Raw genomic sequence first — 12,525 nt, forward strand, 5'->3', positions numbered from 1 at the left:
TACAATGCGCGGCATGGCTGATTTTGATACCTGTTGGTCAATTCGCGTTTACTACGAGGACACGGACGCCGGAGGCGTCGTCTTCTACGCCAACTATCTGAAATTCTTCGAACGGGCCCGAACCGAGTGGCTCCGTTCGCTCGGCATCGAGCAACTTGAACTGGCCCGCAATACCGGAATGATCTTTATTGTGCGCGCCACGGCACTCGATTATCTGAGTCCTGCCCGGCTCGACGATCTCGTCGTCATCAAAAGCCGCATCGAACGTATTGGCGGCGCCTCCGTCGACTTCCTTCAGGAAGCGTGGCGCGACGCCCCCGACGGCAGCAGCGAACTGTTGGCGCGCGGCAGCATCAAAATCGGCTGCGTGGCCGCAGACACGTTGCGCCCAGGCAAGATTCCCGCGCACGTGCGCCTCGCCATGCAATCGGCAGCCAGGACGGCTCAAGCCTTAGCGGATGCAGTTGCCCCATCGGCAGCCGCCTGAAGCCAGGACAATAATTCCGGTCAGTCAATAACCACACCATGCCCGATCAAGACCTTTCCATCATTTCGCTGGTCATGCATGCCAGCGTGCTCGCCCAGGCAGTCATGGGCCTGCTGTTGCTGCTCTCGCTGCTCTCGTGGACGCACATCTTCCGCAAGATCTTCGCGATCCGTCGCGCGCGCGCCCAGACCGAGCGCTTCGAGCGCGACTTCTGGTCCGGCGGCGATCTTCAGGCGCTGTATCAAAGCGCGCTGAACAACCGTCACCAGACCGGTGCGCTGGAACGCATCTTCGAATCGGGCATGCGCGAATACATCAAGGCGAGCGAGAAAGGCCTGAACGATCCGCACGCCATTCTGGACGGTGCGCGGCGCGCCATGCGGGCTTGCTATCAACGTGAAATGGACTCGCTCGAAGCGAATCTGCCGTTCCTCGCGTCGGTCGGTTCGGTCAGCCCGTACATTGGTCTGTTCGGTACGGTGTGGGGTATCATGAACGCTTTCCGCGGCCTCTCGAACGTGCAACAGGCAACGCTCGCCAACGTGGCGCCGGGTATCGCGGAAGCGCTGGTGGCGACTGCCATCGGTCTGTTCGCCGCTATCCCTGCCGTGGTTGCCTACAACCGCTTCGCCACCGACATCGACCGGCTGTCGATCCGCTTCGAGAGTTTCGTCGAAGAATTCTCCAACATCCTGCAACGGCAGATTCACTAAGCATTCCGGGAGCGCCGAGACATGGCAGGTTCTATGCGCAACGCTCGCCGCGGCCGTCGCGCCATGGCGGACATCAACGTCGTACCGTATATCGACGTGATGCTGGTGCTGCTCGTCATCTTCATGGTGGCTGCCCCGCTGGTCGCGCCGTCGATCGTCAATCTGCCGAGCGTCGCCAATGCGAGCCCGCAGCAGCAGACGCCGCCGGTGGTCGTCAACATCGAAGCGGACAATCGCATGCTGGTGCGTTACAAGGATGGTGAAAATACCATCGAGCAACGCATGAGCGGGGGCGATCTGACCGGTTTCCTGCAAGGCCGTCAGGCGGCGAACCCGGATCAGCCGGTCGTCATCGCCGCCGACAAGTCGGTGCGGTATGAAATCGTCATGAACGTGATGTCCGATCTCAAGGCTCAGGGCGTGAAACGCGTGGGCCTGCTCGTCAAGCAGAAATGAGTCGCACTGTAGCTCGCTCCGACCTTCCCATCGGTCCGCGCAAGGATGAGCGCGGCACGGGACGGGCATTCCTTCTGGCGCTGCTCATGCATGCGCTGCTGTTCGCCCTGCTCTTCTACGGCATGCGCTGGCAGAACAGCTCGCCCGCCGGTTCCGAAGCGGAATTGTGGACGCCGACCGAAGTGGCCGAACCCACGCCGCCTGTCGTGACGCCGCCGCCCACACCGGCCCCGCCGGCCGTGGCCGCGCCGACGCCACCAGCCGAAGACGCCGACATCGCCCTCCAGCAGAAAAAGCGCAAGCAGGAACAGCAAGCCGCCGAGCAGGCGCGCCTGCTCGAAGCGCAGCAGGAAAAGGCCCGTCAGGAAGCGCTCAAGCAGAAACAACTTGCCGAGCAGCAGGCTGCGGCCGAACTCGCGCGCAAGAAGGCTGCGGCGGACGAGGCGGCGCGTCAGCAGAAGCTGGCCGATCAGAAGAAAGCTGACGAACAGAAACGTCAGAAGGAAGAAGACGCCAAGAAGGCCGAACAATTGAAGCAGCAACAATTGGCAGACGCGCAGAAGAAAGCGGATGCCGAGAAGAAGGCTGCAGAAGACAAGGCTGCCAAGGCCAAGGCTGCAAAGGAAGCCGCTGCACAAAAGGCTGCGGAGGCGGCGCGAGCCGATCGTCTGGCCTCGTTGCGCGGCATGGCGGGAGGCACTCCGGGCGCGACCGGCAACGGTCTGGGCTCGCAGGCAGGCGGTACCGGCTCGGGCGCCGGCGGCACAGCATCGGCGGGTTACGCCGACCGGGTGCGCGCCAAGGTCAAGCCGAATATCGCTTATGGTGGCGACACCGAGGGCAATCCCACGGCGGTCGTGACGGTACGTCTGGCACCGGATGGCAGCGTACTGTCGATGCAACTGGCCAAGTCGAGCGGCAACCCTGCGTGGGACGCCGCCGTGCAGGCTGCCATCACCAAATCCGATCCGTTGCCGCGCGACACGAACGGCAAAGCCCCCCGACCGTCAACCTGCGCTTCAGTCCAAAAGGCTGAGTATGTTGTCAAACGGGAACGAAAACCGAGCGATGCGAGTCCATTTTCATTCGAATGTGGTAAAAATGGCCCTTGCAACGCGTAACTGACCAATCGAACGCATGCGAATCTCCAGTCAATATGCATGGCGTGCGCTGGTGGCCACCTGGCTCACCGCGGCTTGCACGATCGCCCATGCGCAGACACCGCTGACCGTCGACATTACGGGCGTCGGCTCCAACCGTTACCCGATCGCCGTGTCGACTTTCAAAGGCACGGCGCCGACGGATATCGTCGCCGTCGTCAAGGCCGACCTGAGCAACAGCGGTCGCTTCAATCAGATCGATACGGGTGGCGCCACCGTTGGTGTGGACGATTCGGTCGATCTCGGCACGTGGCGCGCCAAGGGCGCGAACGCTTTCGTCTCCGGCACCATCACGCCGGCAGGCAACGGCAACTTCCAGGTCAGCTTCCGTCTTTACGATGCCGTGAACGGCCAGCCGCTTGGCGGTCTGGCGCTGACGTCGTCGCAAGCCAACCTGCGCCTGACTGCACACAAGATCGCCGACTACATCTACCAGAAGTTGCTGGGCGATCGCGGTGTGTTCGCCACGCGTCTGTCGTACGTGCTGCATAACGGCCCGAACTACCAGTTGCAGATTTCCGACTCCGACGGTCAGGACGCGCGCGTTGCCCTGAACAGCCGCGAGCCGATCATCTCGCCGGCCTGGTCGCCGGACGGCACCAAGGTCGCTTACGTCTCCTTCGAGAAGCGCAAGCCGGTCGTGTACATCCACGATCTGCCGAGCGGCCGTCGTGCCGTGCTGGCCAACGAGCGTGGCAACAACTCGGCACCGTCGTGGTCGCCGGACGGCAGCAAGCTGGCCGTGGCCCTCTCGCGCGACGGCAACACGCAGATCTATCAGGTCAACGCCAATGGCGGTGGCCTCAAACGTCTGTCGCGCAGCGGCGCGATCGACACCGAACCGCAGTATTCCCCGGACGGCAAATGGATTTACTTCACGAGCGATCGTGGCGGTGGTCCGCAAATCTACAAGATGCCGGCCGGTGGCGAGAGCGAAGGCGGCGCGCAGCGCGTGACCTTCAAGGGGAGTTACAACGTCAGCCCGCGAATCAGTCCCGACGGCAAGTTGCTCGCGTTCATCGCGCGTCAGGGTGGCGGATTCAAGCTGAGCGTGCAGGATATGAGCACTGGCGATGTTACGGCTCTGACCGACACCAGCCACGACGAGTCACCGAGTTTTGCCGCGAACGGCAAGTACATTCTTTATGCAACGCAGTCCGGAGGCCGAAAGGTTCTCGCGGCAGTCTCGGTGGACGGGCAAACCCGGCAGATTCTTCAGGTTCGAGGAGGGGAAGTTCGCGAACCCTCCTGGGGCCCTTTCATGCAATAACATCAACAGCAACATCAATCGGAGGCTCATATGAGTTCCCTGCTTCGTAATATCCTCGCCATCTCTTCGCTGGCCGCTCTGGCCGCTTGCTCGTCGGGCGTGAAGCTCGACGACCAGGCTAACGCCAACAAGGGTCAGACCACGACCGACGCACGCGCCGTCGCCCCCGTCGACGCATCGGCTGACGAACTGAACAACCCGAACGGCCCGCTCGCCAAGCGCAGCGTGTACTTCGGTTTCGATTCGTACAGCGTCGATTCGCAATACACCCCGCTGCTCCAGGCTCACTCGGCCTTCCTGTCGAAGTACTCGCAACGTCACGTGCTGCTGCAAGGCAACACCGACCCGCGCGGTACCAGCGAGTACAACCTGGCCCTGGGTCAGAAGCGTGCTGAAGCCGTGCTGAAGACGATGACGGCACTGGGCGCCAACGCCAGCCAGATGGAAGCCGTGTCGCTGGGCAAGGAAAAGGCTACGGGTACCGACGAAGCCACCTGGGCCCAAGACCGTCGCGTCGACCTGGCTTATTGATTGAATCGTCATGACGTCTCGTTTGCTTAAAAACATGATCTGCGCGGTGACGCTCGGCACTTCGGTGCTGAGCCCGCTTGCGCATGCCGGATTGTTCGACGACGACGAGGCGCGCAAAGCGATCCTCGATATCCGCAGCCGCCTGGATTCAGACAAGCAGCGGATCGAGGGGCTCACGCGCAACGTGCTGGATTTGAACAACCAGATCCAGCAGTTGCAACGTGATCTGGCCGATCAACGCGGCCAGAACGAAGATCTGAAGAACCAGCTTGCGAACCTGCAACAGAGTCAAAAGGATTTCTACAACGACCTCGACGGTCGCCTGAAGAAATTCGAACCGCAGCAGATGACCGTCGGCGGCGTGACCGGCACCGTCCAACCGGGCGAGAAGGAAGTTTTCGACGCCGCGCTGACGAAATTCCGCAATGGTGACTACAAGGGTGCGCAAACGGATTTCCGGACCTTCACAGCGAAGTATCCCGCCAGCCCGTATCAACCCGAAGCTCAGTTCTGGCTTGGCAATGCGCAGTACGCCAACAAAGATCTGAAGGGTTCGACTGCGACGCTGCAAGGGATCGTGACGAAGTACCCGACGAGCCCGAAGGCTGCCGAGGCCATGCTGGCAATTGCCAGCAACCAGGCGGAATCCGGGCAGACTGCGGCAGCGAAGAAAACGTTGCAGGATCTGGTGGCCAGGTACCCGGACACCGAATCGGCAGCGGAAGCCAAGAAACGCTCGGCCAAGCTGAAGTAAGACGCCCCCTGGGAGGTTGAGCGAACCAACCTTCCGTGTGAGGTCACTCGTCAAACGAACGACGCCGCCCCTGGGCGGCGTTGTCGTTTCCGGTGTACGCGGCATGACCTCAAGTAGAATACGGACTTTCCAAACGTTCGAGGCGCGGCGTCTCAGGGGATGCGTGTGGACCGTCAGTGTCCCGCACGTCATGGCGACCGTACCCGCGATGTGATCGTGCACAGGTTGCGCATCACGTCTGATAACAACACTGCCGGCCGCGCCCCGTGGCTCGCGTCAACGTATCGAACGGCCAGTCCGGCCGCTATCGTCTTCTCGCCTCATGACCGACGTCGATCTGAACGCCCTCTCCCACACTGTCGTGTGGCTCACCTTTGGCCTGGCCTTCGTGTTTGGCGCCGTACTCCAGCGCACGCACTTCTGCACGATGGGCGCACTCTCAGACATCGTGAACATCGGTGACTGGAATCGTATGCGGATGTGGTGGCTTGCCATCGGCGTCGCGACCATCGGCACGGGCGTACTCGCCTCGCAGGGCATCATCGATCCGGTCAAGGCCATTTACACGACGCCTCGCTTCACCTGGCTCTCGTATCTCGTCGGCGGCTGGTTCTTCGGCTTCGGCATGGTGCTCGCGTCCGGATGCGGCAGCAAGACGCTCGTGCGCATCGGCGGTGGCAATCTGAAATCGTTGCTCGTCTTCGTGATGATCGGCGTGTCGGCATACATGACACTCAAGGGCTTGTTCGCCGTCTTGCGCGTGGCCGCGCTCGATAGCGTGCAGACGACGTTTGCGACGTCACAGGATCTGCCCACGCTCCTTGGCGGTCTGTTCGGCGGCGACGTGCACCGTGCGCAACTCGTGCTCGGCCTGATCGTCGGCGGTGCATTCGTAGTTGCCGCCGTTGTCCGGCGCGAATTCTGGACGTTCGACAATCTGCTCGGCGGACTCGTGGTGGGCGCGATCATCGTGGCGCTCTGGTACGTCTCGGGCAAGATCGGTTACGTCGCAGAGAATCCGAACACGCTTGAAGAGAGTTTCGTTGCGACGAACTCCGGCAAGATGGAAGCGCTGTCGTTCGTCTCGCCGCTGGCTTACACGCTGTATTGGCTGATGATGTGGAGCGACACGAGCAACGTTATCACGCTGGGAATTTCGAGCGTGCTCGGCGTGATCGCCGGTTCGTTCGTGTACGCCCTCGTATCGCGCAACTTCCGCTGGGAAGGTTTCCACGGCACGGAAGACACGGCGAATCACATGGTCGGCGGAGCGTTAATGGGATTCGGTGGCGTGACGGCGCTGGGTTGCACGGTCGGACAGGGGCTCTCGGGTGTGTCGACGCTGGCGGTCGGGTCGTTCGTCGCCATCGCGGCGATTCTGGTGGGCGGCGTCTGTGCGTTCAAGTATCAGATGTGGCGCATTGAGCGCAGCGTTTGAGCGTAATTCGCGCACAACTGCGAGAAATGGCCTCGAAATGGACATATCCGCGTCACAGATGTCTTGACACTATAACGACCACGACGCTATAATCTTTTTCTTCGTTGGGTCGTTAGCTCAGCTGGTAGAGCAGCGGACTTTTAATCCGTTGGTCGCAGGTTCGAATCCCGCACGGCCTACCAAACGAATTCAAGGGGTTGCGAGAAATCGCAACCCCTTTTCTTTTTTGCCTTCGCCGTAATTCTTCCGCACTTCCGCGAGAACCTGCCGCACTCATGATCTGAGCATTCGGCAACGTCACAAACACCCTCCCCCCGCCCCGCCCCGCCCCGCCCCGCAGCATCATGATGGATTGCGTCTTTCAGACGAGGCACGGTCACAGTGTTGGCAGCGCGGCCTCGGCGCTGCTATTTGTGTTGGCGGTATGGGTCTTGTTCTTTCGCGCGTATCGCGCTGGCAGAAGGCTTTCTACACTTCGTTGTCCTCACTGTAGCGAACGATTCTTCTACACGAAGGCAGGCTGGATATTTGGATACGAAAATCTCTGGTCCAACAGGCGCGTACACTGCGGGAACCTGGCCGGGGCGTCGCCGGCGCCTGACATAACCGGCCGGAGATTGAGTGCCCCCATAAGCATGAACGCCGGGAGCCGGCTAATCTGCACAGGTGCGCAACAGGCAATCCCGCAGCCATCGGTGCGCGGGGTCCGGGTCGACCTTCGGATGCCACATCATTGAGACCACGACAGGCTCCGGTTGGACCGGCAATTCGAACGTGTGCATGCCAATGCGACCCGACGCCGTCTGACGAAACGGCACGTTTGCAATAATGATGCCGCCTTGTGCCAGCGCGAGTGCTACCGGAAAACTCGATACCGTTGCTGCAATACGGCGCTTTGCACCAAGCGTGCTCAGCAAAGCATCGATAGGGCCGGCACGACGCCCCCTGCGCGAAACGCTCACGTGCGGGTATCGTGTGTATGCATCGATACTGACGGGTTCATGGCCGGCAAGCGGATGAGACATCGCAACCACACCGACAAAACGGTCTCTTAGTAGCGTCTGCACACGAATCTCCGGTCCACTTTTTCCAAGCACCCCGACTTCGATATCCGCCTTGTCGTCTCGCAGCGCAGTGGCGTCCTTCTCGTCCTGCATGGAAAAACGCAAGTGAACACCCGGGGCTGCCACAGCGACGATGTCGAGCAACTTTGCACCGAATTCCGCAGCAAATCCCTCGTTACAGCGGATGGTGAAGGTTTGCGCAAGGGATGCCGGGTCGACCAGCTCGGCGGGCGTGAGAATGTCCTGCGCCATCGCCAGCATGTCGAGCACGCGAGGTTCTAATGACAACGCGCGAGGCGTTGGAATCAGTTGCCGTCCCGCCCGGATGAGGATAGGGTCCCCGAACGCGTCGCGCACCCGGCTCAAGGTGCGGCTCATGGCGGATTCGCTGAGATGCAGTCGTTTTGCCGCCTTGGCAACGCTGCGCTCTGCGACCAAAACGCTGAATGCCTTGAGCAAGTTGAGATCGGCGGACATCCAAGTCTGACGTTTCATGGCAGGCGTTTGATGCAATATACACTTCGGGATTTTGCACTGGTTAGCGCCAAGAGACCAATCGATACTTGATTCGAGTCGCCGGACCTTTCCATGCTAAGGCCGGGCCGACACATCTCAGTCGCCAGAGGCCAATATGCAAATTGAAAATTCCGTCCAGTCTGCGGGAAGTCACGATGGCTTTCCTGAATTCATCACGCGTTGCTGGCAGGACCATACGCTCCATCCGAAAACCGTCCGCACTGAATTACATCGATTTCTCGCCACCAACGCAAAAATCGAGCATCTCATTGAACTTTCGGCCCTTGCATGCCATATCGACGCCGAGCATCTCGGGGACTGGCAATCGGCCATGGACTACTACGCCAGGTTGCACGCCGCGTTTCCTTCGCTGCCAGAGGGAGTCCGACATCGACTCAAGCGCCAGCGAGAAATCATCACAAAGGCGTTGGACGTACGCGCTGAACTTGCGGAATTCGACGAGAGGAGCGTGTTGTACATAACGGCATTAGCACTGCCTGCGGCTACGCTGCAGATCGATGCTTCGGCAGGACAAGCCCTGCTCTCGCAAGTCATCGCGTTACTCGAGATGATTGGCCCAGAAGCGCCCGAGCGCAGGCTGGTCGCCGTCGTCACAGCCAATCTGACGTGCGACATTGTCCAGAGGTATGAGCTTCCAACGGATATGCGTGCGCTATTGCTCCGTGTTGCGAAGACCAGCCACGAACTCTGGAATGATGTCGGAGACGCGTCAGACAAGTCCCGTTCAGCCTACCGCCTTTCCCTGGCATCTGTGCGCGCCGACGAGCCGGTTGGCAATGGTAGCGGACGCTATCCGCGCTTTCGTCACGTCGAGGCCTAAAAGGGCTGACAAATTGCATCATCGGGGTGCCCACTGAACATATTAATAAAACGTGACGTGGCCGGTCGACCACAGAGACCGGCCACTGAATTTTCTGGACGGCCCGACAACCGACTGTCATACCGCGCGGCGCTCGTGCGATTGCGTTCAAATGTCTCTCAGCGATAACCCCGGCGTTGTGCCGACCAGCTCGACAAGCAGATCGGCAACCAGCCGGACACGGGGTGAGCGTTTGACGTCCGGATGCATCACGAGCCACAACTGCCGAACCGTCGAGCAAGGGTGATCCGATAGCAGGCATAACGCCGGATCATGCGCGGCAAGAAAACGGGGAAGTGCTGCAATCCCGAGTCCTGCTCGGGCGGCATGGAGTAATGCAGCCAGATCATTGCTTCGGAAAACAAAGCGACGGTCCCCCGCGATTTGATCCAGCCAACGCTGCTGAGGCACCTGACTGAGATTCTCGTCATAGCCCAGAAATTCCCATTCTGGCCGAGGTCGATCCGCATACCCGTTGGCAGCATAGAGCCCGTACCCCATCTCGCCTATGCGACGCGCAACCAGGCCTTGCGCGGTTGGCCTGGACATGCGTATCGCCAGATCGGCCTCGCCACGACTCAGATTGGCGTCACGCGATTCTCCAATCACTTCAAGGTCGATGTTCGTCCACTGGGATCGCAGCTCAGCCAGGCGAGGCACCAGCAGATGACTGGCCAGTACGGGCGGCGCGGAAATGCGAACGGTACCGTTCAGGGACGATACGCCCACGGCCGCTCGTGAAAAGGCCTGCACTTCGTCATCGAGACGGCTCGCCTGTCTGGCCAACGTTTCACCTTCCAGCGTGAGCGACCAGCCCTTCGGCAAGCGGTCGAACAGTTTGACCTCCAGTGACTGCTCCAGCGCTTCGACCCGCCGGGCGACGGTGGAATGCTCGACAGACAGATTGCGTGCCGCCCCAGAAAGGCTTCCAACCCGCGCCAGTTCCAGGAAATAGCGGATGTCGTCCCATTGCAGACGCTGGCTTTCCGGCGGGACCTTCCCTGTGAATTTTTGCACAGTCATTGACGATTTATCTGGAATTGTTCGGTGAATTTACCCAGTGCAACATGAGCTTGCCAGATCAATCACCAGGAGAACAACATGAGTTTCAGATCCATGTCCGATACGTCCTCGCTTCAAGCGACCCAGATCGCAATCGAACAATACGGCGACGCTTCGACGTTGAGATTGCGCGAGGCTACAGTTCCTGCCCCGGAGACCGGGGAGGTTAGGATTCGCCAGACGGCTATCGGCGTGAATTTTGTCGACATCTATCACCGTACCGGTGTCTATCACCTGCAGGAGTTCCCCGCAGTCCTGGGCGTCGAGGCCGTCGGCGTCATTGACGCTGTTGGCGCCGGCGTAGAATCACTGCACCCGGGCCAGCGCGTCGCCTACGCTGGCCCGCCTGTCGGCAGTTACGCCAGCGCCCGTAATATTGCCGCCGACCGCGTCCTTCCTCTTCCCGACGACATCGCCGACGACACTGCGGCCAGCATGCTGCTGCGCGGCATCACTGCCCATATGCTTTGCTCATACGTCTATCCCGTCAAAGCCGGCGACACGGTATTGGTCCATGCGGCTGCCGGTGGTCTTGGCCTCGTCGTGACGCAATGGGCGAAAGCGCTGGGCGCCCGCGTCATCGGTACGGTTGGTTCGGCCGCCAAGGCGGAACTGGCGAAAGAGCACGGCCTGGACGAAGCGATTCTTTATCGCGAAGAGGACTTCGTCGCGCAAATAATGGCGCTGACAAAAGGTCAGGGAGTCGACTATGCAATTGACGGTATCGGCGGCAAGACACTCATTGAGACGCTCGGCACGGTTCGTCCCTTCGGAATGGTCGCCAGCATTGGACAGGTCAGTGGAGATCTCTCGCCCATCGACCTGTCTCTGCTTGGACCGGCTCGCTCGATTGCGATTTCGCGCCCCAGCGTATTTCGCTTCGTGGCCGATCCGGCGCGCTATCGGGAGGGGGCAATGGCCACGTTCCAGCAGTTGCGAAGCGGACTGAGAGCGAAGGTTGGAGCAGTGCTTCCTCTGGCACAAGCTGTTGTTGCACATCGCCGACTGGAAACCGGCGAAACAACCGGCTCGATACTATTGCGACCGTGAGTTGGGAGGATACAGAAGGGGGCGACGCGTTAACATGAGCCCACGATAAAGAGTGTCACTTGAACGGCCGGTTTCGCAGGCGTCGGGGCCGCTTAGGGGCGGGAACTGACGCTCACTAACGACAGAATTCGGCCAGAAGCGGACCGTTACTTTCCGATAGGAAAGGGGGCACACGATCCCTCCCTTTTTGTTACAGTCACGTGTCTTTGCTATCTGAAAAATAGATGAATGAGTGAAGACAATGCGGGAGTATTTGTAGCATTGATCGAAATGATTAATTAAGGGGAAAGCGTGCGTCGTCTCTCAATTTTCATTATCTTTCTCACCCTGAATCTCGGCTCAATTGGCAGTGTCCTTGCAGATCCGCTTGACGGCTACATGCAAGCAAGCCAGCAGTTTGATGAATGGATGGAAAAATACAGTGCAATGCCCCGCCTGTCTGACGAACGGGCGGCCACGTTCCTTGCGCCCCTTTCTGATAGTCGCCGCTTTCTTGACGGAAATACGTTTGGCGAGGCACAGATTCCTGTGCTGATGGATCTGTGCGGCCAGGCGAACCGCAAAGCCAAGAATTACCTGCTATTTGATCTGGACAAGGTCGTCGAGGAAAGCATGCCGCTTGATGCCGCACAACAGGCCATTTTCGGGAAGATGCTGCGGAACTCACTGACTTACCAAGACGAATTGGCATTGCTGCAGCCGTTTGAGATTCGATGCATGGCGAAGTTGGTGCCGTTAGTAACGCGGATGCTCGAGCATATGAAGCCGGAGGAAATCACCCCCGTTCGACGCCAAGGCATCGAGATGGTGCGCAAAGGGATGGACTCCTTTTTTCTTGCAACACTGTCCTCTGCAAGCGACCCCTCGCTAAATGATCGCTACCGAACGAATATGCTCATGGCAGCAGCAGAAACCGCTCCCCAGATCGTCACCGCAATGAAGCCGGAAGAACGAGAGAAACTCAAGTTGGCTGCCGAAACGGTAGTCAACACCGCACCGGAAAATCTAAAAGACTACATAGAGAGAATCGCAGACACTTTCGCGCAACCAAATTGCGAAGGATTGTGCCGGTATTGACTGGAACGAGTGCTTCCTAAGTGCAGTGATCGTTCAGGGACGAGGAGCGCGCGTCACGTCAGACGAA

13 protein-coding genes and 1 tRNA gene are annotated in these 12,525 nt (G+C 59.8%); 12 read left to right on the forward strand and 2 right to left on the reverse strand.

What is annotated here, in order from left to right; all coding sequences use genetic code 11:
• The first annotated feature begins 4 nt into the window (after nt 1-4).
• The 9 genes from ybgC to NA29_RS15985 all read left to right on the forward strand — a co-directional run bounded on the left by ybgC (nt 5) and on the right by NA29_RS15985 (nt 6,991).
• On the forward strand, nt 5-487 hold the full coding sequence (gene ybgC / locus NA29_RS15945) for a tol-pal system-associated acyl-CoA thioesterase (RefSeq protein WP_039399506.1): 483 nt from the start codon (nt 5-7) through the stop codon (nt 485-487).
• Nucleotides 488-525: 38 nt separating this feature from the next.
• Complete coding sequence (gene tolQ, locus NA29_RS15950; RefSeq protein WP_039399508.1) at nt 526-1,200, forward strand: protein TolQ; 675 nt, start codon at nt 526-528, stop codon at nt 1,198-1,200.
• Between the two features lie 21 nt (nt 1,201-1,221).
• Nucleotides 1,222-1,656 carry a protein TolR gene (gene tolR / locus NA29_RS15955; RefSeq protein ID WP_023873635.1) on the forward strand — a complete coding sequence of 145 codons (435 nt, stop codon included), beginning with the start codon at nt 1,222-1,224 and terminating at the stop codon, nt 1,654-1,656.
• Nucleotides 1,653-2,777: a cell envelope integrity protein TolA gene (gene tolA / locus NA29_RS15960; protein WP_072633308.1), complete on the forward strand. Its 1,125-nt coding sequence runs from the start codon at nt 1,653-1,655 to the stop codon at nt 2,775-2,777. Before tolR ends, tolA begins: the two co-directional genes overlap by 4 nt.
• A 16-nt stretch (nt 2,778-2,793) precedes the next feature.
• Nucleotides 2,794-4,086 carry a Tol-Pal system beta propeller repeat protein TolB gene (gene tolB / locus NA29_RS15965; protein WP_039399511.1) on the forward strand — a complete coding sequence of 431 codons (1,293 nt, stop codon included), beginning with the start codon at nt 2,794-2,796 and terminating at the stop codon, nt 4,084-4,086.
• Nucleotides 4,087-4,116: 30 nt separating this feature from the next.
• Nucleotides 4,117-4,617, forward strand: a complete 501-nt coding sequence (locus NA29_RS15970; RefSeq protein ID WP_039399513.1) for an OmpA family protein — start codon at nt 4,117-4,119, stop codon at nt 4,615-4,617.
• Between the two features lie 10 nt (nt 4,618-4,627).
• Nucleotides 4,628-5,371 carry a tol-pal system protein YbgF gene (gene ybgF / locus NA29_RS15975; protein WP_039399519.1) on the forward strand — a complete coding sequence of 248 codons (744 nt, stop codon included), beginning with the start codon at nt 4,628-4,630 and terminating at the stop codon, nt 5,369-5,371.
• A 322-nt stretch (nt 5,372-5,693) separates the two neighbouring features.
• Nucleotides 5,694-6,809, forward strand: coding sequence for a YeeE/YedE family protein (locus tag NA29_RS15980; RefSeq protein ID WP_039399521.1), 1,116 nt, complete (start codon nt 5,694-5,696; stop codon nt 6,807-6,809).
• A 106-nt stretch (nt 6,810-6,915) separates the two neighbouring features.
• Nucleotides 6,916-6,991: transfer RNA gene (locus NA29_RS15985), tRNA-Lys, on the forward strand.
• 471 nt (nt 6,992-7,462) lie between these two features.
• On the opposite strand, the gene NA29_RS15990 is transcribed toward NA29_RS15985, so the two are convergent.
• Nucleotides 7,463-8,368 carry a LysR family transcriptional regulator gene (locus tag NA29_RS15990; RefSeq protein ID WP_039399523.1) on the reverse strand — a complete coding sequence of 302 codons (906 nt, stop codon included), beginning with the start codon at nt 8,366-8,368 and terminating at the stop codon, nt 7,463-7,465.
• Nucleotides 8,369-8,504: 136 nt separating this feature from the next.
• Here NA29_RS15990 and NA29_RS15995 point away from each other — a divergent pair, with 136 nt between their 5' ends.
• On the forward strand, nt 8,505-9,230 hold the full coding sequence (locus tag NA29_RS15995; protein WP_039399526.1) for a hypothetical protein: 726 nt from the start codon (nt 8,505-8,507) through the stop codon (nt 9,228-9,230).
• 147 nt (nt 9,231-9,377) lie between these two features.
• Here the strand turns inward: NA29_RS15995 and NA29_RS16000 are convergent, their stop codons facing one another.
• The gene (locus NA29_RS16000; protein WP_039399528.1) at nt 9,378-10,292 is read right to left on the reverse strand and encodes a LysR family transcriptional regulator; all 915 of its coding nucleotides are present in this window, start codon (nt 10,290-10,292) and stop codon (nt 9,378-9,380) included.
• Between the two features lie 78 nt (nt 10,293-10,370).
• Here NA29_RS16000 and NA29_RS16005 point away from each other — a divergent pair, with 78 nt between their 5' ends.
• Together NA29_RS16005 and NA29_RS16010 are read left to right on the forward strand one after the other, a co-directional pair.
• Nucleotides 10,371-11,381 carry a quinone oxidoreductase family protein gene (locus NA29_RS16005; protein WP_052252985.1) on the forward strand — a complete coding sequence of 337 codons (1,011 nt, stop codon included), beginning with the start codon at nt 10,371-10,373 and terminating at the stop codon, nt 11,379-11,381.
• Between the two features lie 291 nt (nt 11,382-11,672).
• Nucleotides 11,673-12,458, forward strand: a complete 786-nt coding sequence (locus tag NA29_RS16010; protein WP_039399535.1) for a hypothetical protein — start codon at nt 11,673-11,675, stop codon at nt 12,456-12,458.
• The last annotated feature ends 67 nt before the right edge of the window (nt 12,459-12,525 follow it).

Source organism: Pandoraea sputorum, from assembly GCF_000814845.2.
GTDB classification, from domain to species: domain Bacteria; phylum Pseudomonadota; class Gammaproteobacteria; order Burkholderiales; family Burkholderiaceae; genus Pandoraea; species Pandoraea sputorum.